The organism is Streptomyces sp. NPDC015220 (assembly GCF_043079345.1).
Lineage (GTDB): Bacteria > Actinomycetota > Actinomycetes > Streptomycetales > Streptomycetaceae > Streptomyces.
In genome coordinates this window covers 292,850-314,422 of record NZ_JBIBUK010000001.1, presented here as the reverse complement: position 1 = coordinate 314,422, position 21,573 = coordinate 292,850, and the positions used below count along the sequence as shown (strand labels likewise).

The window sequence follows — 21,573 nt, the reverse complement described above, 5'->3', positions numbered from 1 at the left end:
TCCTGCCCGGTCCCGTGGTCACCGGCCGCCGGTGCCCGGACCACGGGAGCGGGGCCGGACGGGAACGCGTGGCCGAACCCATGCGGTGGTGGCTGAATTCGATAGGGTCACGACGATGCGCAAGACCCTCGTCGTGACCAACGACTTCCCACCCCGGCCCGGCGGCATCCAGGCCTTCCTGCACAACATGGCACTGCGTCTCGACCCGGATCGGCTGGTCGTCTACGCCTCCACCTGGAAGCGGAGCGCGGAAGGCCGCGCGGCGACGGCCGCCTTCGACGCCGAGCAGCCCTTCACCGTCGTACGGGACCCCACGACGATGCTGCTGCCGACACCGGAGACGACCCGGCGCGCCACGCGGCTGCTGCGGGAGCACGGCTGCACGTCGGTGTGGTTCGGCGCGGCGGCCCCGCTCGGGCTGATGGCCCCGGCCCTGAGACGGGCGGGCGCCGAGCGGCTGGTGGCCACCACCCACGGTCACGAGGCCGGGTGGGCGCTGCTGCCCGGCGCACGTCGACTGCTGCACAGCATCGGGGAGTCCACGGACACGATCACCTACCTAGGCGAGTACACCCGGTCCCGGATCGCCCGCGCGCTCTCGCCCGCCGCCGCGGCGCGCATGGTGCGGCTGCCGCCCGGGGTGGACGAGAAGACCTTCCACCCGGGGTCGGGCGGCGCCGGACTGCGGGCCACGCTCGGGCTCGCCGACCGGCCGGTGGTCGTCTGCGTCTCGCGGCTGGTCCGGCGCAAGGGGCAGGACACCCTGATCCGGGCCATGCCGCGGATCCTGGCCGCCGAACCGGACACGGTGCTGCTCATCGTCGGCGGCGGCCCGTACGAGAGCGACCTGCACAGGCTGGCGGCACGGACCGGGGTGGCCCGGGCCGTGCGCTTCACCGGCGCGGTGCCCTGGGCGGACCTGCCCGCCTACTACGGCGTCGGCGACGTGTTCGCCATGCCCTGCCGCACCCGGCGCGGCGGCCTCGACGTGGAGGGGCTCGGCATCGTCTACCTGGAGGCGTCCGCGACCGGGCTGCCGGTCGTCGCCGGGGACTCGGGCGGCGCGCCCGACGCGGTGCTCGACGGCGAGACCGGCTGGGTCGTGCGCGGCGACTCGCCCGAGGAGACCGCCGACCGCGTCGCCGTGCTCCTGGGCGACGCCGAACTGCGCCGGCGCATGGGGGAGCGGGGCCGGCGGTGGGTGGAGGAGAAGTGGCGCTGGGACCTGCTGGCGGATCGGCTCCGGGGACTCCTGTAGCGGGCCGCCGCACCGCACGGCGGCAGGGCGGAGGAGAGCGCCGGACAGGTGAGACGGCCGCACGGACACGCCGCCGGGGCCACGAGGCCGCTGGTCCCCGGCGGCCCTGCGGCACACGGGCTGCCGGATCCGTGAAGGCCCCGGACACGCGGGCCCCACGGACACGCGGGGCTCCCGACATGTGGAGCTGCCTGACACGCGGAGCTCCCGACATATGGGCCCGCCGAACACGCGGGGCCCCGGCATGTGGAGCTGCCTGACACGCGGAGCTCCCGGCATATGGGCCCGCCGGACACGCGGGGCTCCCGGCATGTGGGGCTCCCGGCATGTGGGGCTGCCGGACGTGTGGGCCCGCCGGATTCGCGGGGCCCCGGGCCACGTGGGCCTGTCCGGCGAGCCGGGCCGTCGCGCAGGCGGCCGGTGGTCGCCCGGCGCACGAACACGGCGGCGCGGTGCCCCCCGCGGGACACCGCGCCGTGGACCGACCGGTGCGCTACTTCGCGTAGATCGCCTCGATCTCGTCCGCGTAGTCCTTGGCCACCACGTTCCGCTTCAGCTTCAGCGACGGGGTCAGGTGGCCCGACTCCTCCGTGAACTGGGCGGACAGGACACGGAACTTGCGCACCGACTCCGCCTTCGACACCGCGGCGTTGCCGTCGTCGACCGCAGACTGGACCGCCGCGAGCAGGTCCGGGTCCTCGCGCAGCGACGCGGCGGTGGAGCCGGCCGGCTTGCCGTGCTCGGCGCACCAGCGGCCCAGGAACTCGTCGTCGATCGTGACCAGCGCGCCCACGAACGGCCGCCCGTCGCCCACCACCATGCACTCCGCGACCAGCGCGTGCGCCCGGATGCGGTCCTCGATCACGGCCGGAGCGACGTTCTTGCCGCCCGCGGTGACGATGATCTCCTTCTTGCGGCCGGTGATCCGCAGGTACCCGTCCTCGTCGAGGGTGCCGATGTCCCCGGTGTGGAACCAGCCGTCGGCCAGTGCCTCCCGGGTCGCGCCCGGGTTGTTCCAGTACTCCTTGAACAGGTGCTCGCCGTGCAGCAGCACCTCACCGTCGTCCGCGATGCGGACCACCGAGCCGGGCAGCGGCTGCCCGACCGTGCCGATCTTCTGCCGGTCCCAGGGGTTGAAGGCCGTCGCCGCGCACGACTCGGTCAGGCCGTAGCCCTCCAGCACCGTGAAGCCGATGCCGCGGAAGAAGTGACCGAGCCGCTCGCCGAGCGGGGCGCCGCCGGAGATGGCGTACTCGCCGCGCCCGCCGAGCACCGCGCGCAGCTTGCTGTAGACCAGCTTGTCGAACACCTTGTGCTTGATCCGCAGGCCGAGCGACGGCCCGGAGGGGGCGTCCAGCGCCTTGCTGTACGCGATCGCCGTGTCCGCGGCCCGGTCGAAGATCCGGCCCCTGCCGTCCGCCTGCGCCTTGGCGCGCGCCGAGTTGTAGACCTTCTCGAACACGCGCGGCACGCCGAGTATCAGCGTCGGGCGGAACGCGGCCAGCTCGTCGGTCAGGTTCTTGATGTCCGGCACGCACCCCAGCTTGATCGGCGCCATCATCGGGGCGACCTGGACCAGCCGGCCGAAGACGTGCGCCAGCGGCAGGAAGAGCAGTACGGAGCAGTCACCGGTGCGGAACAGCGGGCGCAGCCGCTCCACGACGTTGCCGCACTCGGCGAAGAAGCTGCGGTGCGTAAGCACACAGCCCTTGGGGCGGCCGGTGGTGCCGCTGGTGTACACGATGGTCGCCGGGTCGTCGGCCTTGGCCAGCGAGCCGCGCTCGTCGAGCGTCGCGTCGCTGACGTCCTGCCCGGCGCGGTTCAGCTCCGCCACGGCGCCGGCCTCGATCTGCCAGACGCTCTTGAGGGCAGGCAGGGACTCGCGCACCGAGTCGACCGCGGCGGCGTGCGTGTCCAGCTCCACGACGCAGGCGGTCGCGCCCGAGTCGCTGAGGATCCACTGCACCTGCTCCGGCGAGCTGGTCTCGTACACCGGTACGGTGACGGCGCCCGCGCTCCAGATCGCGAAGTCGAGCAGCGTCCACTCGTAGCGGGTCCGGGACATCAGACCCACCCGGTCGCCGGGCTGGACGCCGGAGGCGATCAGACCCTTGGCGGCGGCGTGCACCTCGGCGAGGAAGTCCCGTGCGGTGACGTCCTGCCAGACGCCGCCCACCTTGCGGGCGATCACGGCGACGTCGGGGTGCTGCGCGGCGTTTCTGCGGACGATGTCGGTCAAATTCCCGTCGGCAGGGACCTCGTACAAGGCCGGAAGGCTGAACTCGCGCAAGACTGCTGCTCCTCATAGGGCGCCGGCGCCACGACGTTGTGTGATGCGACGGTGCGGTCCAAGGCTCGGTCTGGTGCCCAGGGCTTCGCCAGGAGCCTGCTCGGCCCCGGTGGTTGAAATCCAGAGCACGACTGGACTGCCCGGAGGTTACCCGCCGGTATGGCTTCTTCGACAGAGGGCCCGGCGAGATGTTCGCTGCGTCACACGTCGGGTGTTTCCTCGCGCACAGTAGTCGACCGGCTGAACAACTGGCCAGTAACCGGGACCCGGCCGCCACTGTTCACAGCAGCATCGCTCCGCATACGCTTGATCGCCATGGCAGCCACACCGGCCGGTGACGGCAGGACCCGGATCCACGTGGTCAGCGACGTGCACGGCAACGCACGAGACCTGGCCCGGGCGGGCGACGGCGCCGACGCGCTGGTCTGCCTCGGCGACCTGATCCTCTTCCTCGACTACGCCGACCACTCGCGCGGGATCTTCCCCGACCTGTTCGGCGTCGAGAACGCCCACCGCATCGTCGAACTGCGCACCGCCCGCCGTTTCACCGAGGCCCGTGAGTTCGGCGCCCGGCTGTGGGCCGGCGTCGACGGCGACCGGGCCGCCGTGATCGAACGCGCCGTCCGCAAACAGTACGACGAACTCTTCGCCGCCTTCCCCACGCCGACGTACGCCACCTACGGCAACGTCGACATGCCGCCCCTGTGGCCGGAGTACGTCCGCGAGGGGATCACGGTGCTGGACGGCAGCGGGTGGAGATCGCCGGCCGGGTCTTCGGCTTCGTCGGCGGTGGGCTTCGCGGCCCCGCGCTCCCCCGAACTCCCAACTCCGGTCGCGCTGGGGGGACCCCCGTCCCCTACGAGATCGGCGACGAGGAGTACGCGGCGAAGGTCGAGGCGGTCGGCGAGGTCGACGTGCTGTGCACCCACATCCCGCCCGACGTTCCCGAACTCGTCTACGACACCGTCGCCCGCCGCTTCGAGCGGGGCAGCCGCGCGCTGCTCGCCGCCATCCGCCGCACCCGTCCCCGCTACGCCCTCTTCGGCCACGTCCACCAGCCGCTGGCCCGGCGGATGCGGATCGGGACGACCGAGTGCGTGAACGTCGGCCACTTCGCGCGCACGGGCCGCCCCTGGGCCCTCGAATGGTGAGCACGGCGCGGCGGTGACCCGTCGCGCGTCCGGTGACGGCGGTGACGGAGTGTCCGTGACGGCCGTGGGAGGCACCGCTGGTGACGGTGGGTCGGGCGTGGCTCAGGAGCCTCTGGCGACGGGGGAGTCCCGCGCCGAGGACCGGTGCGCCCGAAGCCGTGGCCGACCGCGGCGGCGGAGCGGGCGAAGGGGGCGTCCGCGTGACCGGGGCGCCCCTTCCCGCCATGTCCGCAGGTGGGGTTCAGTGCGCCGCCCGCCTGCGCGGTAGCCTTCCGCTGCACACACGTGCGCAGGACGACCCGACTTCCGGTCCGCATCTGGAGGAGCCACGGCGATGGCGGAACACACCAGCTCGAGCATCACGATCGAGGCGGCACCCGCCGACGTCATGGGGGTGATCGCCGACTTCGCCCGCTACCCCGACTGGACCGGCGAGGTGAAGGAGGCCGAGGTCATCGCGGTCGACGAGCGGGGCCGCGCCGAGCAGGTCCGCCTCGTCATGGACGCCGGCGCCATCAAGGACGACCAGACCCTCGCCTACACCTGGACCGGCGACGACGAGGTCTCCTGGACCCTGGTGAAGTCCCAGATGCTCCGCTCGCTCGACGGCTCCTACCTGCTCCGGCCGGCCGGAGCGGGCGCGACCGAGGTGACCTACCGCCTCACCGTGGACGTCAAGATCCCCATGCTCGGCATGATCAAGCGCAAGGCGGAGAAGGTCATCATCGACCGCGCCCTGGCCGGCCTGAAGAAGCGCGTGGAGTCGGGCGCGAAGTAGACCCACGCCACCGGCACCGGGCCGTCACCGGCATGGGACCGTCACCGGCACCGGGCCGTCACCGGCATGGGACCGTCACCGGCATCGGGCCACCACGCCCGGCCGGGGCCCGGGACCGGCCCCGGCGCCCCGCCGGTGGACGGGCCGTCGCACACGGCTAGCGTTCACCCCCATGCGCACCCTCCTGATCACGGGCCCGGGCGGCGGCGGTCGTACGACCGTGGCCGCCGCCACCGCGCTCACCGCCGCCCGTGACGGCGTCCGCACCCTCGTGCTCAGCGCCGACCGTACGGACACCCTCGGCGCGGCCCTCGGCACGCCGACGGGCGCGGAACCGGTTCCCGTGGCGCCGGAGCTCACCGCCTGGCGCCCCGACGCGGCGGCCGGCTTCCGCGCCGACCTCGCCGCCTTCCAGGAGCGTGCCGCGAACGTCCTGGACCTCCTCGGGGCCGCCCGGCTGGACGCCGAGGAGCTGACCCCGCTGCCCGGCGCCGAGGAGCTGGCGCTGCTGCGCGCCCTGCGCGACGCGGCCCTGTCCGAACGGTTCGAACTACTGGTCGTCGACCTGCCGCCCGCCCCGCAGGCCCTCGCCCTGCTCGCCCTCCCCGCCGAGCTGCGCCGCTACCTGCGCCGGCTGCTCCCGCCCGAGCGGCAGGCGGCCCGCGCCCTGCGCCCGGTCCTCGGCCGCCTCGCCGGCGTGCCCATGCCCGCCGAATGGCTGTACGAGACCGCCGCCCGCTGGGAGGCGGAGCTCGCCGCGGTAGAGGCGGTCCTCGCCGACCCCGGCACCGCCGTACGGCTGGTCGCCGAGCCCGGCCCGGCCGGCGCCGACGCGATCGGCGACGCCGCCCTCGGCCTGGCCGTGCGCGCGCTGCCCGTGGAGTCCGTGGTCGCCGCCCGGGTCCTGCCGGAGGCCCCCGCGGACTCCTGGCTCGCCGGCCCCGTCGCCCAGCAGCGCAAGGCCCTGGCGGAGTGGCGGGAGACGTACGCCGTCCACCCGTCCGCCCATCTGGGCCGGGACCCGAGGGGCCGGGAGGACCTGACCGCTCTGGCGGTGCCCGCCGCCGGTCCGGCGCACGGCCCGGTCGAGTGGCCGGTGGCCGACCGGCTCGCCGAGGACGGCGTCCTGGTGTGGAACATCCCGCTGCCCGGCGCGGTACGGGAGGAACTGGACCTCGTCCGGCGCGGCGACGAACTCGTCCTCACCGCCGGAGCGTTCCGCCGGATCGTCCCGCTGCCCTCGGCCCTGCGCCGGTGCGCCGTCGACGGCGCCGCCCTGCGCGACGGCGGGCTGCGGATCCGGTTCGCGCCGGACCCCGCGCTGTGGCCCCGCGAGGGATGAACCGCCCGCGGTCGTTCGGGTAACGTCGAAGGACGAACCGTAGTCAGGAGCCCGTCATGAGCGAAGAGCGCCCACCTTCCGACGCCGCTCGGGACGACGCCGCTCAGGAGGAGACCACCGGCCGGGAACCGCACGCCGACGCCGACGCCTGGGCCACCGCCTGCGCCGAGGACCTCGCGGAGGAGAAGGCCCGGCGCCGCGCCGAGCACGGGCCGCCCCCGGGCTCGGCCGCCGAGGAACTGCGCAAGTTCGTCGACACGATCGCCGACAAGCTGTCCTCGCTCCAGTCACCGCTGCTCGGCGCGGTCGCCGGACCCGCCGCCCAGCAGGTGCTGCGACAGGTCGTGCAGCAGGCCAGGGCCACGGTGGAGCCGGTCATGGAGCGCAATCCGGACGTCTTCGACCACCTCGCGGCGGCCGGCGGCGAACTGCTCGCCGCCTACCGCTCGGCCGTCCAGTCCCAGGAACGGCGCTGGACCGGCGGCCCCGACGGCGACCCGGAGGACGGCCCGGGCGGCCCCGGCGACCGCCGTGACCGGGGCGAGGGCACCGGCGCCGGGGAACGCATCGATCTCGACTGAGAGCCCCCTCGGGGTCCCGCCGCCGGATCCGCGCCTGCTCGGCGGGTGGACGCCGCCGATCCGACGGTGGCTCCTCGGGTACGGTTGGCCGTAGCGGGGCTCGACCGGAACTGAGGGATTCATGGGACTCACCATCGGCGTCGACATCGGCGGCACGAAGATCGCGGCCGGCGTGGTCGACGAGGAAGGCAACATCCTCTCGACCTTCAAGGTGCCGACCCCCACCACGCCCGAGGCCATCGTGGACGCCATCGCCTCGGCGGTGGACGGGGCACGGGCGGGGCACGAGATCGTCGGCGTGGGCATCGGCGCCGCCGGGTACGTCAACCGGCAGCGCTCCACCGTCTACTTCGCGCCCAACATCGACTGGCGCCAGGAGCCGCTCAAGGCGAAGGTCGAGGAGCGCGTCGGCCTCCCCGTCGTCGTGGAGAACGACGCCAACGCCGCGGCCTGGGGCGAATACAGGTTCGGCGCCGGCAAGGGCCACCGCAACGTCATCTGCATCACGCTCGGCACCGGCCTCGGCGGCGGCATCATCATCGGCAACAAGCTGCGCCGCGGCCACTTCGGCGTGGCCGCCGAGTTCGGCCACATCCGGATGGTCCCGGACGGGCTGCTGTGCGGCTGCGGCTCGCAGGGCTGCTGGGAGCAGTACGCATCCGGACGCGCCCTGGTCAGGTACGCCAAGCAGCGTGCCAACGCCACCCCGGAGCGCGCCGAGGTGCTGCTCGCGCTCGGCGACGGCACCCCCGACGGCATCGAGGGCAAGCACATCTCCATGGCCGCCCGCCAGGGCTGCCCGGTCGCCGTCGACTCCTACCGCGAGCTGGCCCGCTGGGCCGGTGCGGGCCTGGCCGACCTGGCCTCCCTCTTCGACCCGTCCGCCTTCATCGTGGGCGGCGGTCTCTCCGACGAGGGCGACCTGGTCCTGGACCCGATCCGCAAGTCGTACAAGCGCTGGCTGGTCGGCGGCAACTGGCGCCCGGTCGCCGACGTGATCGCCGCACAGCTCGGCAACAAGGCCGGCATGGTCGGCGCCGCGGACCTGGCCCGGGAGCCCGACCCGGTCATGTGAGCGGGACCCTTCCCGAGCGCCCACCGCCCCCTCCGTCCGGGCCGGTGGGCGCTGCCGTACGGGGCCGGTCCCCAGCGGCGTATGTTGATCGTCATGCTGCTGCCCAACTCCCGAACGGAACCCGACGGTTCCGCCGTCGTCCGCGTCCTGAGCTACAACATCCGTTCGATGCACGACGACACCGAAGCCCTCGCCCGCGTGATCGGCGCCTGCGCACCCGATCTCGTCCTGCTCCAGGAGGCGCCGAGGTTCTTCCGCTGGCGCAAGAAGCTGGCGCGGCTCGCGGCGGCCTCCGACCTGGTGATCCTCACCGGGGGCGCGACGGCCGCGGGCCCGGCGGTGCTCTGCTCGCTGCGGGCCACCGTCGAGCGGACCGAGGACGTGCTGCTGCCGCTCACCCCGGGGCAGCACCGGCGGGGCTTCGCCACCGCGGTCGTCCGGTTCGGGGGCGCCCGGCTCGGCGTGCTGAGCTGCCACCTCTCGCTCGACGCCAACGAGCGCCACGAGCAGAGCGGCATGCTCCTCGACCGGCTCGCCGGACTGGGCGTGGAGCACGTCGTCGCGGGCGGCGACCTCAACGAGGGCCCCGAGGGGCCGGCGTTCCGGCGGCTGGCCGGCGCGCTCCAGGACGGCTGGGCCACCGCCCCCCGGGGCGCCGAGCACACCTGGAACGCCACCGGGCCGCACCGGCGCATCGACGCGGTCCTCGCGAGCCGGGGCATCGAGGTCCTCGGCTGCGGAGTGCCGCTGGGCCACCCCGGGGTGAGCGAGGCGGACCTGCGGGCGGCCACGGACCACCTGCCCGTGCTGGCGGCCCTGCGGGTCCCGGCGGCGGCATAGGAAGGCGGCACGGGAACAGGGGCCGTACGCCCGTACGGCCCCGCCCCCACGCACCACCGCCCCGCGACCGCCGGAGTCACGGGCTCCCGCGGCCGCCGGAGCCACGGGCCCCCGCGCCGCGAGTCGCCCGCGCCGCTCAGACCACGGCGCCGCGTCCCGGGTCGTCGTTCTCGTCGTCGCCGGGGTTCATCCGGGCCACCAGCGTGGCGATGCCGCCGAGGAAGCCGCCGACGCACAGGGTGGTCAGCCACCAGGTCATGTCCCAGCCGAGCAGGACGGCCAGCAGGAGCAGGACCGGACCGCCGACCACTCCCAGCCAGGCGAACTTCGAGGTCGCGTCCGCCTCGGGCAGCGGGGGAGGCTCCGGCGGGACGAAGTGGCCCTCGTCGTCCTCGTCGAAGTCGTCGTCGGACGGCTCGCGCGGCGAGTAGTCGCGCGGGCCGCCGGCCGTGCCGACGCCGGGCGCGAAGGAGACCGAGCCGCCCAGCGGCCGGGCCGGGTCCGGCTTGCCGTCCTTGGGCCGTCCCTCCCCAGCACGCTCGTCGTCCGCCTCCGGCGGGTCGGGCAGCGCCAGATCCTCGATGCGCCGGAACGGCCGCGCCCCCGGCGGGTCCGGCGGCTCCTCGCCGTACCCTGCGACGATCGCGGCCCAGGCGGCCGCCTCGTCGAGCGGTACGCCGTCCGCCTTCCCCGCCGGAGCGGCCGGCTTGACCGGCTCCACCGGCTTGACCGGGTCGACGGGCTTGACGGGCTCGACCGGCTCGCGGTTCTCACGGCCCTCGCGGTCGGAGTCGTGCTCAGCCACCTTGGGCCGTCCCTTCCTTGCCGACGCTGGGTGCGAGCCGGGCGACGAAGGCGAGGCTCTCCTCGAAGATCCGGTCCGCGTCGTGGTCCAACGTCGCGACGTGGTAGCTCTGTTCCAGCAGCACCTCGGTCACGTCCACGGAGGAGACGCGGCTGAGGATCCGGGCCGAGTCGGCCGGCGGGACGACATGGTCCTCAGGGCTGCGCAGGACCAGCAGCGGCTGGGTGACCTGCGGGAGCTCGCCGTCGACCAGCCGGAAGAAGAGCCTCAGCGAGTGCGCGGCGTGCAGCGGCACCCGGTCGTAGCCCAGCTCCGCCGCGCCCTCCTTGGCGATGTCGCTGGCGATGCCCTTCGCGGTGCGCACCAGGTGCCGGGCCACGGGCAGGGCGTGAGCGGACAGGCCGTGCACCTTGTTGGCCGGGTTCACCACCATGATCCCGTCGACGGCGTCCCCGTGCCTGGCCGCCAGCCGCAGCGCCAGGGCGCCGCCCAGCGAGAGCCCGGCCACGAACACGTGCGCGCACCGTTCGCGCAGGACGCGCAGCTCGCGGTCCACCTCGGCGTACCAGTCCTGCCAGCCGGTGATCGCCATGTCCTCCCAGCGCGTGCCGTGCCCGGGCAGCAGCGGGAGCGAGACCGTCAGACCGCGCCCGGCCAGGTACTCGGCCCAGGGGCGCAGCGACTGGGGGCAGCCGGTGAAGCCGTGGCAGAGGAGGACGCCGACCTCCCCGCCCTGGTGGCGGAACGGCTCTGCTCCGGGCAGGACCGGCACATCGGTCTCCTGTTCGTGAAGGGGACTCGGCACGTCGATGACAGGTTCGTCGAGGCAGGGTGACCCGCCGGCGGCGGGCGGCCGTCGATTGCGGGTACTTCACCGTACGCGACGGCACTGACACCGACCAGGGCCGTCGGTCCCTTCGGTGCCGCTCCGGGTTATGGTCTGATCGACAGACACGGGAGGACTCGGTTGTTCTACGGCACGATGAAGGTCGCCATCGGGGGGCCGCTGAAGCTCGCCTTCCGACCCTGGGTGGAGGGGCTGGAGAACATCCCGGCCGAGGGCCCCGCCATCCTGGCGAGCAATCACCTCTCGTTCTCGGACTCGTTCTTCCTGCCCGTGATGCTCGACCGCAAGGTCACCTTCATCGCGAAGGCGGAGTACTTCACCACTCCCGGCGTGAAGGGCCGGCTGACGGCGGCGTTCTTCAAGGGCGTGGGCCAGCTGCCCGTGGACCGCTCCGGCGCGCGCGGCGCGGGCGAGGCGGCGGTGAAGAGCGGCATAGAGGTGCTGGAGCGAGGCGAGCTGTTCGGCATCTACCCGGAGGGCACGCGCTCGCCCGACGGCCGCCTCTACCGCGGCAAGCCGGGTGGCCTGGCCCGGGTGGCGCTGGCCACCGGGGCGCCCGTCATCCCGGTCGCCATGATCGACACGGAGAAGATCCAGCCGCCCGGGAAGGTCGTGCCCAAGCTGATGCGTCCGGGCATCCGCATCGGCAGGCCCCTCGACTTCAGCCGCTACCAGGGCATGGAGCACGACCGCTTCGTGCTGCGCGCGGTGACCGACGAGGTCATGTACGAGATCATGAAGCTCTCCGGCCAGGAGTACGTCGACATCTACGCGACCGCCGCCAAGCGGCAGATCGCGGAGGCCGCCAAGGCCCAGAAGGAGGCCGGCAAGGCCGAGAAGGCGGCGACTGCCGCGCTCGACAGGGCCGCGAAGGACCAGGCCGCGAAGGAGCAGGCCGAGAAGGAGCGGACCGCGAAGGAGCAGGCCGCGAAGGAGCAGGCCGAGAAGGAGCGGACCGCGAAGGAGCAGGCCGCGAAGGAGCAGGCCGAGAAGGAGCGGACCGCGGAGTAGGCGAACCGCGGAACGGGGGGGAGGGCCCATGCCCGCGCGCGAGCGCGTCATGCGGATGTCGGTGGAGCAGCCCATGTGGCGTGCGCTCGCCGGCTACCGGGTGCTGACCATGTTCTACGCGGTCGGCCTGTTCGCCACCGCCTACGACCGCTTCCCCCGCCCGGGGATCGCCGTGGCGTACTACTGCGTGCTGTGCGGGTGGACCCTGACCACGCTGCCCCGGGTCGCGAACGCCGCGAGCTGCACCAGGGCCTTCCTCGCCGCCGACCTGGTCGTGGCGGTCTCCGGCATCCTGCTGACGCCCGTCGCCGACACCCACGCCCGGATCGCGGACGGCGGCCCGACGCTGCCGTCGATATGGACCGCCGGATCGGTCCTCGCCTTCGCGGTCAAGGGCGGCTGGCGGTGGGCCGCCGTCGCCTCCACCGCGATCGCCGTCGCCAACCTCATCGAGCGCGGCGCCCCGGCCCGCGACACCGTGCACAACGTCATCCTGGTCTGGGTCGCCTCCATCGCCATCGGCTACGTCGTCGAGGTCGCCCGCGCCTCCGAGCGCACCCTCGCCCGCGCCCTGGAGATCGAGGCCGCGACTCGGGAACGGGAGCGGCTGGCCCGGGACATCCACGACGGCGTGCTCCAGGTGCTGGCCATGGTGCAGCGGCGCGGCGCGGTGATCGGCGGGGAGGCGGCGGAGCTGGGCCGGCTGGCGGGGGAGCAGGAGGTGGCGCTGCGCACGCTGGTCTCCGGCGGACCGGTCCCCGTCCTCCGGGTCTCGAAGAACGCGGCGGACGGCGCGGTCGTGCGCCTGGTCGAGGAGGACCCGGACGCGTCCGGCGACGAGCCGCTGGACCTGCGCGCCCTGCTCGCCCCGTACGCCGGCTCCCGGGTCGCCCTGGCCGAGCCGGGCGCGCCGGTGCGGCTGCCGGCCGCCGTCGCCCGGGAGGTGGCCGCGGCCGTCGGCGCCGCGCTGGACAACGTCCGCAGACACGCGGGCGCGCAGGCGAGGGCCTGGATCCTGGTCGAGGACGAACCGGAGTCGGTGCTCGTGACCGTGCGGGACGACGGGCCCGGCATCCCCGAGGGCCGGCTCGCCCAGGCCGAGGGCGAGGGCCGACTCGGCGTGGCCCAGTCGATCCGCGGCCGGCTGCGCGACGTCGGCGGCACCGCCGAGCTGATCTCGGTGCCCGGCCAGGGCACCGAGGTCGAGCTGAACGTACCGAAGAACACGACGAACATGACGAATGCGAAGAACAGGAAGAGCCCGCGGAACCCGGGAGCGGCGGACGACGGCCGCGGCGCCCGGGGCGCGGCACGGGGGAAGGCGGAGAGCCGATGACGGCGGAGAACGGACAGCGGGACCGGAACGCGCCGGTGCGGGTCATGGTGGTCGACGACCACCCGATGTGGCGCGACGCCGTCGCCCGCGACCTGGCCGAGGCCGGCTTCGAGGTGGTCGCCACGGCGGGCGACGGCGAGCAGGCGGTGCGCCGCGCCCGGGCCACCGCGCCCGACGTGCTCGTCCTCGACCTCAATCTGCCGGTCCGGCCGGGCGTCCAGGTCTGCAAGGAACTCGTCGCGCACGACCCGGCGTTGCGCGTGCTGGTGCTGTCCGCGAGCGGCGAGCACGCCGACGTGCTGGAGGCCGTGAAGTCGGGCGCCACGGGCTATCTGCTGAAGTCGGCCTCGACGCAGGAGCTGCTGGACGCGGTGGGCCGGACCGCCGTCGGTGACCCGGTGTTCACCCCGGGACTGGCCGGACTGGTCCTCGGCGAGTACCGGCGCCTGGCCGCCGAGCCCGCGCCCGCCACCGGCGGCGGTGCGGGCGTGGACGAGCCGAAGGCGCCGCGTCTGACCGAGCGGGAGACCGAGGTGCTGCGGCTGGTGGCCAAGGGCCTGAGCTACAAGCAGATCGCCGAGCGCCTGGTGATCTCCCACCGCACGGTCCAGAACCACGTGCAGAACACCCTCGGCAAGCTCCAGCTGCACAACCGCGTCGAGTTGGTCCGGTACGCCATCGAACGCGGGCTCGACGGCGAGTAGCGCGGCGTCGACTCACATACCCGGCACAGTCACTCTTTCGAGTGTATTTGCCGTGATCAACTACCGGACATTTCACCGGAATTGACCGAACCGCCCGTGCCCGAGTGATGTGCGTCACCCTTAGCGTGACCCTCACCAGGCAACCGTGGCGAAGGGACATTTCCATGCGCGTCGGAGTACTGACCGGAGGCGGCGACTGCCCCGGACTCAACGCCGTCATCCGGGGCGTCGTCCGCAAGGGCGTGCAGGAGTACGGCTATGACTTCCTCGGCTACCGGGACGGCTGGCGGGGTCCGCTGGAGAACGACGCCGTCCGCCTCGACATCCCGGCGGTGCGCGGCATCCTGCCCCGGGGCGGCACCATCCTCGGATCGTCGCGCACCAACCCTCTCAAGCAGGACGACGGCATCCGGCGCATCAAGGACAACCTCGCCAAGCAGGAGGTCGAGGCGCTCATCGCGATCGGCGGCGAGGACACCCTCGGCGTGGCCGCGCGGCTGAGCGACGAGTACGGCGTGCCCTGCGTCGGCGTGCCGAAGACCATCGACAACGACCTGTCCGCCACCGACTACACCTTCGGCTTCGACACCGCGGTCTCCATCGCCACCGAGGCCATCGACCGGCTGCACACCACCGCCGAGTCCCACATGCGGGTGCTGGTCTGCGAGGTGATGGGCCGGCACGCCGGCTGGATCGCCCTGCACTCCGGGCTGGCCGGCGGCGCCAACGTCATCCTCATCCCCGAGCAGCGCTTCGACGTCGACCAGGTGTGCGCCTGGATCACCTCCCGGTTCCGGGCCTCCTACGCCCCCATCGTGGTCGTCGCCGAGGGCGCCATGCCCAAGGACGGGCAGATGGTCCTCAAGGACGACTCGCTGGACTCCTTCGGGCACGTGCGCCTGTCCGGGGTGGGCGAGTGGCTGGCCAAGGAGATCGAGAGGCGCACCGGCAAGGAGGCCCGGACCACCGTCCTCGGGCACGTCCAGCGCGGCGGCACCCCCAGCGCCTTCGACCGCTGGCTCGCCACCCGGTTCGGACTGCACGCCATCGACTGCGTCCGCGACGGCGACTTCGGCAAGATGGTCGCCCTGCGCGGCACCGACGTCGTCCGCGTCCCGATCTCCGAGGCCACCGCCAGGCTGAAGACGGTCGACCCGAAGCTGTACGAGGAGGCCGGGGTCTTCTTCGGCTGACGGCAGGCCCGCCGCCCGCGGTGGACCGGCGGCACAGGGGTATGGGTCTATTCTCGGCCCATACCCCCACAGAACGGGAGCCACCGTGGAGATCCTGGCCTTCGGAGTGCAGGCCGACGAGAAGCCCCTGATCGAACACGCCTTCCGGGACCACCACGAGATCCGCTGCCTGGACGTCTTCCTCACCGACGACACGGCGCCCATCGCCGCCGGCTACGAGATCGTCTCCACCAGCGTCAACGCCGAGCTCGGCGCCCGCGTCCTGGAGACCCTGGCGGCGGGCGGCACCCGGATGATCGCCCAGCGCTCCACCGGCTTCAACAACATCGACCTGCACGTCGCCGAGCGGCTCGGCATGACGGTCGCCCGCGTGTCGTACTACTCGCCGTACGCGGTCGCCGAGTTCGCCTGGACGCTCGCCCTCGCCGTCAACCGGCGCATCGTGCGGGCCTCCACCCGCACCCGCGACTTCGACTTCCGCCTCGACGGGCTGATGGGCCGTGACCTGCACGGCCGCACCGCGGGCGTGATCGGCACCGGCAAGATCGGCGAGGCGTTCGCGAGGATCGCCCACGGCTTCGGCATGCGACTGCTCGGCTGGGACATCGCCGAGAACCCCGCCTGCATGGAACTCGGCATGAAGTACGTCCACAAGGACCAGCTCCTCGCCGAGTCCGACCTGGTCTCCCTGCACGTCCCGCTGATGCCGCAGACCCAGCACCTGATCGACGCCGACGCCCTGAAGGCGATGAAGGACGACGCGATCCTGGTGAACTCCAGCCGCGGCGGCCTCGTCGACACCGCGGCCCTCGTCGCCGAACTGCGCGAGGGCCGCTTCACCGGCGTCGGCCTGGACGTGTACGAGTCCGAGGCGGGCCTGTTCTTCCTCGACCGGTCGCTGGAGGCCATCGAGGACGACATACTGGCCCGCCTGGTCACCTTCCCGAACGTCCTGGTCACCTCGCACCAGGCGTACTACACCGAGGACGCCCTCCGGCAGATCGTGGACGCCACGGTGCGCAACGTCCTCGACTACAAGGCGGGCCGCCGCTCGGAGAACGTGCTGGTGCCGCACAGCTGACCCATCAGCGAGGTCACGATCGCGGCGCCGTTCAGCGTCAGCACCGACTCCGGGTGGAACTGCACCCCGGCGAAGGAGGGCCCGCGCAACGCGTGCACCTCACCGGTCGTGCTCCGGCTCACCTCGACGCCGTGCGCGGCCAGCTCGGCCCACGCCCCGTCGTCGCAGCGCGCCACGAAGCTGTTGTAGAAGCCGACGGTCTCCGGGCGCCCGAACAGGTCGACCGTCGTCTGCGCGCCCTGGTACGGCACCTCCTTGCGGACGATCTCCAGCCCCAGCTCGGCCGCGATCAGCTCGTGCCCGAGGCAGACGCCGAGGACGCCGTGCCGGTGCCCGGCGATCACCTCGGCGGTCAGCCCCCGCAGCAGGCGCATCTTGGGATCCGCCAGGTCGGCGGGGTCGCCGGGGCCGGGTCCGAGGACGACCGGTCCCTCGTGCGAGAGCACCGCCTGGCGCAGTCCGTCCTCGTCGTAGCGGCGGACGGTCACCTCCAGCCCCGACATGCGCAGCACATGCGCGAGCATCGCGGTGAAGGTGTCCTCGCCGTCCACCACCAGGGTGTGCCCGGCGAGGGAGTCGGACCGCTCCTGCATCCGCAGCCAGAACGGCGCGAGCGAGGCGCGGCGCCCGTCCAGCGCCGCCCGCACCCTCGGGTCGTCGGCGAGCCGGGGCAGCGCCCGCTCGGCACGCGGCCGGGCGGGCCGTACGCCCAGAGCCGCCAGCACGCCCGCCGCCTTGGCGTGCGTCTCCGCGACCTCGCTCGCCGGGTCCGAGCCGCGCACCAGGGTGGCGCCCACCGCGACCCGCAGCCGCCCGGCCGCGTCGATGTCGGCGGTGCGGATCAGGATGGGGGAGTCCAGGGTCTGCGCCCCGCCGCGGTCGCGGCCGAGCAGGGCCAGGGCGCCCGAGTAGTAGCCGCGTCCGCCGACCTCGTGCCGTTCGATGACCCGGCAGGCGTTCTGCACCGGGGAGCCGGTGACGGTCGCGGCGAACATGGTCTGCCGGAGCACCTCCCGCACGTCCAGGGACGACCGCCCGCGCAGCTCGTACTCGGTGTGCGCGAGGTGCGCCATCTCCTTCAGCCGCGGCCCGACCACGACCCCGCCCATGTCGCCGACCGTGCACATCATCTTGAGCTCCTCGTCGACGACCATCGACAGCTCCTCGATCTCCTTGCCGTCGGCGAGGAAGTCCAACAGGTGCTCGGCAGTCGGCCCCCCGGCCGGGTAGCGGTACGTCCCGCTGATCGGGTTCATGACGACGGTGCCCGGGCCCCTCCCGCCGTCCCCGGCCGCAAGCGCCTCGCTCCCGCCCCCGCCGCCGGACATCCGCACGTGCACCTCCGGGCTCGCGCCGACCAGCGTCCGCCCGCCCGTCTCCCGCCCCGGCCCGTGCCGATCCCCGGTGTGCACGACGAACGTCCAGTACGCCCCCCGCTCCCCTTCCAGCAGCCGCCGGAACAGCGCCAGCGCGTCGGCCCTGCCGAACCCCTCGATCCGCCCCTCGTACGTCCGCCGGATCACGAAGTTCGCGCCCGCGCCCGCGCCGATCTCGTCGCGCAGGACCCGCCCGACGATCTCCGCGTACTCCTCGTCGCCGACGTCGAAGCCGCCCCCTTCGACCCGGACGTCGTGCGCCGGCAGCTGCGCCAGCGCGTCGGCGAGCGGGACCGTGTGCGTCTCCTGCGGCGTCAGCACCGCCAGCGGGGCGCCGTCGTCGCGCACCTCGAAGCCGCGCTCCCGGATCTGCCGGAACGGGATCAGCGCGAGGCCCTCGTCGGGCAGCTCGGAGAGCCGTTCGTGGACGGAGACCGGGCCGATGAGCACCTCGACCAGTTCCTGGTCGTGCCCCGGGGTGCGGCGGTGGAGCAGGGCGAAGGGGCGGGGGTCGTGCAGGAGCTGTGCCAGATCCATGGTTCCTCTTCCGTCGGTTTGGCCGGTGTCGGCCGACTTGCCGGTGAGGAACGGGCCCGGACGTCGCAAACGCCGAAGGCCGCCCCTCGGGCGGCCTTCGCGAAGTCTGGGATACGCGCAGTCAGCGGGCCGCCGGAGAAGCGGTCCACCACCAGTTCTGGTTCAGGGTCGAATGCGCGAACACGCCCCGCACCCTACCCCATCCGGACCCGAGCCGGGCCCCGTCCGAACCCGCCCTGGCCCCATCCGGGCCCGCACCGGGCCCCGTTCGAACCCGCTCCAGGCCTGCTGCGGTCACCGTCCGGACCCGGTCCGATCCCCGTCCGGACGCGCACCGGGCCCCTTTCGAACCCGCACCGGACCCGCTGCGGTGGCCGTCCGGACCCGCACCGGCCCCCCCGTCCGGCCCGTTCCCGCTTCGCCCGGACGCACCACACACCGGTTTCCGGCGGGCGCGGCAGGTGGAATGAGGGCGTCCGTCGGCCGCGTGCCGATCCCGTCCGGTGTCCCGCCGCACAGCCGTGCCCGATGGAGGAGTACGCCATGTCCGCACCACGATCGCCGCACCGCACCGGGCGGGGGGCCCTGCGGGCGCTGACCGCGCTCACCGCCGGCGCGCTCCTGTGCGCCGGTTCGCCGGCCCTCGCCCGCACCGCCTCCCAAGAGGCCACCAGGACCGTGGTCTACCGCGGTCACGCCTTCACCGTGCCGGCCGGCTGGCAGGTCGTCGACCTCGCGAAGAGGCCGACGGCCTGCGTCCGCTTCGACCGGCACGCCGTCTACCTCGGCACTCCCGGCGAACGGCAGGACTGCCCCGCGCGTGTCACCGGCCGCACCGAGGCACTCTGGGTGCGGCCGGCCACGGCGGCGAAGGCCGCCGTCACCGAGAACCGCACCGCCCGCGAGTTCCGGGCGACCGCGCCCGCCGAGGGCATCGCCGTCACCGCCACCTACCGCGCGGACCGCGCCACGGCCGCGCGGGTGCTGAGCAGCGCGGGGCTGCCCGTAGCCGCCGCCCGCACCGAGCCGCCGGGCACGACGTCCGCCGCCCCGGCCGTGCCCGTCGACGCCACCGCCCACCAGGGCCCCGGATTCGACACCTGCGCCGCGCCCGGCCAGAGCACCATGGACGCCTGGAAGAAGAACTCGCCCTACGGCGCGGTCGGCATCTACGTCGGCGGTGTCAACCGCGGCTGCGCCCAGGCGAACCTGACCGCCCAGTGGGTGCGGACCCAGTACACGAAGGGCTGGCGGTTCTTCCCGCTCTACGTCGGCCCGCAGCCCACCTCCGGCGCCGGGAGCTGCGCGGACGACTGCGCCTCCATCACCGATCCGGCCCCGCAGGGCAGGGCCGCCGCCGAGGACGCCGCCGCCCGGGCCGGCGCGCTCGGCCTGGGCAAGGGCTCGGTGCTCTACAACGACCTGGAGCAGTACCCGCCCGGCGCCGCCCTGACCGCACGGGTGCTCGGCTACCTGGAGGCCTGGACCAAGCGGCTGCACGAACTGGGATACCGGTCCGGCGCGTACGGCAGCGTCTCCTCCCTCGTCGCGGACCTGGTCGGCAACGCGTCGGGCACGACCCTGCCCGATGTGATCCACTTCGCCCGCTGGAACGACCGGGCCGCCCTCACCGACGAGGCCCTGCCGGCCGCTCTGTGGGCCGACCACCAGCGTGTCCACCAGTACTCCGGCGACCGGACCGAGACCTGGGGCGGAGCGCGGATCGACATCGACCGGGACCAGCTGGACGTCGGCCCGGGCGCCTGAGCGCCGCGCCGCACTGTTCGCGGACGATCACCCTCCGTCTCAATGGATGAGCAGATGGTCGGACCCCGTGGGCCGACCCCGTAGTGTGGAGAGTGTGACCGTGAACGCTAAGACCAGCACGAGCGCTGGCAACACCTGGCGGAACCTGCCCGCGGCGCAGCAGCCCGAGTACCCCGACGCCGAGGCTCTGCGCGCAGTGATCGCGGAGCTCGAGTCGTATCCCCCGCTCGTCTTCGCGGGCGAGTGCGACCAGCTGCGCGCCCGGATGGCGGCCGTGGCCAGGGGAGAGGCGTTCCTCCTCCAGGGCGGCGACTGCGCGGAGGCGTTCGACGCCGTGTCCGCCGACCACATCCGCAACAAGCTGAAGACACTGCTGCAGATGGGCGCCGTGCTGACGTACGCCGCCTCGGTGCCGGTGGTGAAGGTCGGCCGGATCGCCGGCCAGTACTCCAAGCCGCGTTCCAAGCCGACGGAGACCCGTGACGGGGTGACGCTGCCGACCTACCGGGGCGACTCCGTCAACGGCTTCGAGTTCACCGAGGCCGCCCGGGTGCCCGACCCGGAGCGGCTGAAGCGGATGTACCACGCCTCCGCCTCCACGCTGAACCTGGTGCGCGCCTTCACCACCGGCGGCTACGCCGACCTGCGCCAGGTGCACGCCTGGAACCAGGACTTCGTGAAGTCCTCGCCCTCGGGCCAGCGCTACGAGCAGCTGGCACGGGAGATCGACAACGCGCTGAACTTCATGCGGGCCTGCGGCACCGACCCGGAGGAGTTCAAGACGGTCGAGTTCTTCTCCTCGCACGAGGCGCTGCTGCTCGACTACGAGTCGGCGCTGACCCGCGTCGACTCGCGCACCGGGCACCTCTACGACGTCTCGGCGCACATGGTGTGGATCGGCGAGCGCACCCGGCAGCTGGACCACGCGCACATCGAGTTCGCCTCGCGGATCCGCAACCCGCTCGGGATCAAGCTCGGCCCGAGCACGACGGCCCAGGAGGCGCTGCAGTACATCGAGCGCCTGGACCCCGACCGTGAGCCGGGCCGGCTGACCTTCATCGTCCGCATGGGCGCCGACAAGGTCCGCGACAAGCTGCCCGAGCTGGTCGAGAAGGTCACCGCCTCCGGCGCCACCGTGGCGTGGGTGACCGACCCGATGCACGGCAACACCTTCGAGGCGGCCTCCGGCCACAAGACCCGCCGCTTCGACGACGTGCTCGACGAGGTCAAGGGCTTCTTCGAGGTGCACAAGGCGCTGGGCACGCACCCGGGCGGCATCCACGTCGAGCTCACCGGCGACGACGTCACCGAGTGCGTGGGCGGCGGCGACGAGATCTTCGTCGACGACCTCCACCAGCGCTACGAGACGGCCTGCGACCCGCGTCTGAACCGCAGCCAGTCCCTCGACCTGGCCTTCCTCGTCGCGGAGATGTACCGCGACCAGTAGCGGTGCCGCCCCTCGCCGGGCGTCGTCTGGGGCGCGGATCACACACGGTCCGCGCCCCAGCCGCTTTTGCGGCCCCGGTACGGCAGGTAAGGTTAGGTTTGCCTCACCGGGGAGCCGGGGGGTACCACTGATCCGAACCGGCGGGAGGTGAGCC

The 21,573-nt window shown here is 73.4% G+C and carries 18 protein-coding genes and 1 pseudogene; 14 read left to right on the top strand and 5 right to left on the bottom strand.

Going from position 1 to position 21,573, the window contains the following annotated elements; all coding sequences use genetic code 11:
• Window positions 1-115: 115 nt before the first annotated feature.
• Window positions 116-1,258 carry a glycosyltransferase family 4 protein gene (locus tag ACF061_RS01730; protein WP_392264783.1) on the top strand — a complete coding sequence of 381 codons (1,143 nt, stop codon included), beginning with the start codon at window positions 116-118 and terminating at the stop codon, window positions 1,256-1,258.
• Between the two features lie 493 nt (window positions 1,259-1,751).
• Here ACF061_RS01730 and ACF061_RS01725 read toward each other — a convergent pair whose 3' ends face one another.
• A complete protein-coding gene (locus ACF061_RS01725) occupies window positions 1,752-3,548 on the bottom strand; it encodes an AMP-dependent synthetase/ligase (RefSeq protein ID WP_392264782.1) in 1,797 nt (598 codons plus the stop codon).
• 315 nt (window positions 3,549-3,863) lie between these two features.
• On the opposite strand from ACF061_RS01725, the pseudogene ACF061_RS01720 reads away from it, so the two are divergent.
• The 6 genes and pseudogenes from ACF061_RS01720 to ACF061_RS01695 all read left to right on the top strand — a co-directional run bounded on the left by ACF061_RS01720 (window position 3,864) and on the right by ACF061_RS01695 (window position 9,315).
• Window positions 3,864-4,699: pseudogene (locus ACF061_RS01720) on the top strand (metallophosphoesterase).
• 334 nt (window positions 4,700-5,033) lie between these two features.
• Complete coding sequence (locus ACF061_RS01715) at window positions 5,034-5,477, top strand: SRPBCC family protein (protein ID WP_392264781.1); 444 nt, start codon at window positions 5,034-5,036, stop codon at window positions 5,475-5,477.
• A gap of 172 nt (window positions 5,478-5,649) precedes the next feature.
• Entirely contained in the window at window positions 5,650-6,819 is a 1,170-nt protein-coding gene (locus ACF061_RS01710) for an ArsA family ATPase (protein WP_392264780.1), read from the top strand.
• Window positions 6,820-6,875: 56 nt separating this feature from the next.
• Window positions 6,876-7,400 carry a DUF5304 domain-containing protein gene (locus ACF061_RS01705; protein WP_392264779.1) on the top strand — a complete coding sequence of 175 codons (525 nt, stop codon included), beginning with the start codon at window positions 6,876-6,878 and terminating at the stop codon, window positions 7,398-7,400.
• A 121-nt stretch (window positions 7,401-7,521) separates the two neighbouring features.
• Window positions 7,522-8,475, top strand: a complete 954-nt coding sequence (locus tag ACF061_RS01700; protein ID WP_392264778.1) for an ROK family glucokinase — start codon at window positions 7,522-7,524, stop codon at window positions 8,473-8,475.
• Window positions 8,476-8,556: 81 nt separating this feature from the next.
• Entirely contained in the window at window positions 8,557-9,315 is a 759-nt protein-coding gene (locus tag ACF061_RS01695) for an endonuclease/exonuclease/phosphatase family protein (protein WP_392264777.1), read from the top strand.
• Between the two features lie 136 nt (window positions 9,316-9,451).
• Here the strand turns inward: ACF061_RS01695 and ACF061_RS01690 are convergent, their stop codons facing one another.
• Window positions 9,452-10,120 (bottom strand): hypothetical protein, encoded by a 669-nt coding sequence (locus ACF061_RS01690; protein WP_392264776.1) that lies wholly within the window; start codon window positions 10,118-10,120, stop codon window positions 9,452-9,454.
• Window positions 10,113-10,892: an alpha/beta hydrolase gene (locus tag ACF061_RS01685; RefSeq protein ID WP_392265367.1), complete on the bottom strand. Its 780-nt coding sequence runs from the start codon at window positions 10,890-10,892 to the stop codon at window positions 10,113-10,115. The genes ACF061_RS01690 and ACF061_RS01685 overlap by 8 nt, the downstream gene beginning before the upstream one ends.
• A gap of 210 nt (window positions 10,893-11,102) precedes the next feature.
• Between ACF061_RS01685 and ACF061_RS01680 the strand changes: the two genes are divergently transcribed.
• The 5 genes from ACF061_RS01680 to ACF061_RS01660 all read left to right on the top strand — a co-directional run bounded on the left by ACF061_RS01680 (window position 11,103) and on the right by ACF061_RS01660 (window position 16,292).
• Window positions 11,103-11,978, top strand: coding sequence for a 1-acyl-sn-glycerol-3-phosphate acyltransferase (locus tag ACF061_RS01680; protein ID WP_392265366.1), 876 nt, complete (start codon window positions 11,103-11,105; stop codon window positions 11,976-11,978).
• Window positions 11,979-12,006: 28 nt separating this feature from the next.
• Window positions 12,007-13,314: a MacS family sensor histidine kinase gene (gene macS / locus ACF061_RS01675; RefSeq protein ID WP_392264775.1), complete on the top strand. Its 1,308-nt coding sequence runs from the start codon at window positions 12,007-12,009 to the stop codon at window positions 13,312-13,314.
• Window positions 13,311-14,018 carry a response regulator gene (locus ACF061_RS01670; protein WP_392264774.1) on the top strand — a complete coding sequence of 236 codons (708 nt, stop codon included), beginning with the start codon at window positions 13,311-13,313 and terminating at the stop codon, window positions 14,016-14,018. The genes macS and ACF061_RS01670 overlap by 4 nt, the downstream gene beginning before the upstream one ends.
• 164 nt (window positions 14,019-14,182) lie before the next feature.
• Window positions 14,183-15,211 carry a 6-phosphofructokinase gene (locus ACF061_RS01665; RefSeq protein WP_392264773.1) on the top strand — a complete coding sequence of 343 codons (1,029 nt, stop codon included), beginning with the start codon at window positions 14,183-14,185 and terminating at the stop codon, window positions 15,209-15,211.
• 85 nt (window positions 15,212-15,296) lie between these two features.
• The gene (locus ACF061_RS01660; protein WP_392264772.1) at window positions 15,297-16,292 is read left to right on the top strand and encodes a 2-hydroxyacid dehydrogenase; all 996 of its coding nucleotides are present in this window, start codon (window positions 15,297-15,299) and stop codon (window positions 16,290-16,292) included.
• On the opposite strand, the gene ACF061_RS01655 is transcribed toward ACF061_RS01660, so the two are convergent.
• Together ACF061_RS01655 and ACF061_RS01650 are read right to left on the bottom strand one after the other, a co-directional pair.
• Window positions 16,244-18,205 (bottom strand): anthranilate synthase family protein, encoded by a 1,962-nt coding sequence (locus ACF061_RS01655; RefSeq protein ID WP_392264771.1) that lies wholly within the window; start codon window positions 18,203-18,205, stop codon window positions 16,244-16,246. The two genes, ACF061_RS01660 and ACF061_RS01655, sit on opposite strands and share 49 nt — an antisense overlap.
• A gap of 121 nt (window positions 18,206-18,326) precedes the next feature.
• On the bottom strand, window positions 18,327-18,389 hold the full coding sequence (locus ACF061_RS01650) for a trp operon leader peptide (protein WP_169435375.1): 63 nt from the start codon (window positions 18,387-18,389) through the stop codon (window positions 18,327-18,329).
• Between the two features lie 359 nt (window positions 18,390-18,748).
• On the opposite strand from ACF061_RS01650, the gene ACF061_RS01645 reads away from it, so the two are divergent.
• Complete coding sequence (locus ACF061_RS01645) at window positions 18,749-19,972, top strand: glycoside hydrolase domain-containing protein (RefSeq protein WP_392264770.1); 1,224 nt, start codon at window positions 18,749-18,751, stop codon at window positions 19,970-19,972.
• Between the two features lie 94 nt (window positions 19,973-20,066).
• On the top strand, window positions 20,067-21,419 hold the full coding sequence (locus ACF061_RS01640) for a class II 3-deoxy-7-phosphoheptulonate synthase (RefSeq protein ID WP_392264769.1): 1,353 nt from the start codon (window positions 20,067-20,069) through the stop codon (window positions 21,417-21,419).
• Window positions 21,420-21,573: the final 154 nt, after the last annotated feature.

Bases quoted from the DNA above. Each gene is read 5' to 3' on its own strand.
- ACF061_RS01700 (WP_392264778.1), top strand. From the start codon at position 7,522: ATGGGACTCACCATCGGCGTCGACATCGGCGGCACGAAGATCGCGGCC.
- macS (WP_392264775.1), top strand. From the start codon at position 12,007: ATGCCCGCGCGCGAGCGCGTCATGCGGATGTCGGTGGAGCAGCCCATG.
- ACF061_RS01705 (WP_392264779.1), top strand. From the start codon at position 6,876: ATGAGCGAAGAGCGCCCACCTTCCGACGCCGCTCGGGACGACGCCGCT.
- ACF061_RS01730 (WP_392264783.1), top strand. From the start codon at position 116: ATGCGCAAGACCCTCGTCGTGACCAACGACTTCCCACCCCGGCCCGGC.
- ACF061_RS01665 (WP_392264773.1), top strand. From the start codon at position 14,183: ATGCGCGTCGGAGTACTGACCGGAGGCGGCGACTGCCCCGGACTCAAC.
- ACF061_RS01670 (WP_392264774.1), top strand. From the start codon at position 13,311: ATGACGGCGGAGAACGGACAGCGGGACCGGAACGCGCCGGTGCGGGTC.
- ACF061_RS01715 (WP_392264781.1), top strand. From the start codon at position 5,034: ATGGCGGAACACACCAGCTCGAGCATCACGATCGAGGCGGCACCCGCC.
- ACF061_RS01680 (WP_392265366.1), top strand. From the start codon at position 11,103: ATGAAGGTCGCCATCGGGGGGCCGCTGAAGCTCGCCTTCCGACCCTGG.
- ACF061_RS01710 (WP_392264780.1), top strand. From the start codon at position 5,650: ATGCGCACCCTCCTGATCACGGGCCCGGGCGGCGGCGGTCGTACGACC.
- ACF061_RS01655 (WP_392264771.1), bottom strand. From the start codon at position 18,205: ATGGATCTGGCACAGCTCCTGCACGACCCCCGCCCCTTCGCCCTGCTC.
- ACF061_RS01645 (WP_392264770.1), top strand. From the start codon at position 18,749: ATGTCCGCACCACGATCGCCGCACCGCACCGGGCGGGGGGCCCTGCGG.
- ACF061_RS01695 (WP_392264777.1), top strand. From the start codon at position 8,557: ATGTTGATCGTCATGCTGCTGCCCAACTCCCGAACGGAACCCGACGGT.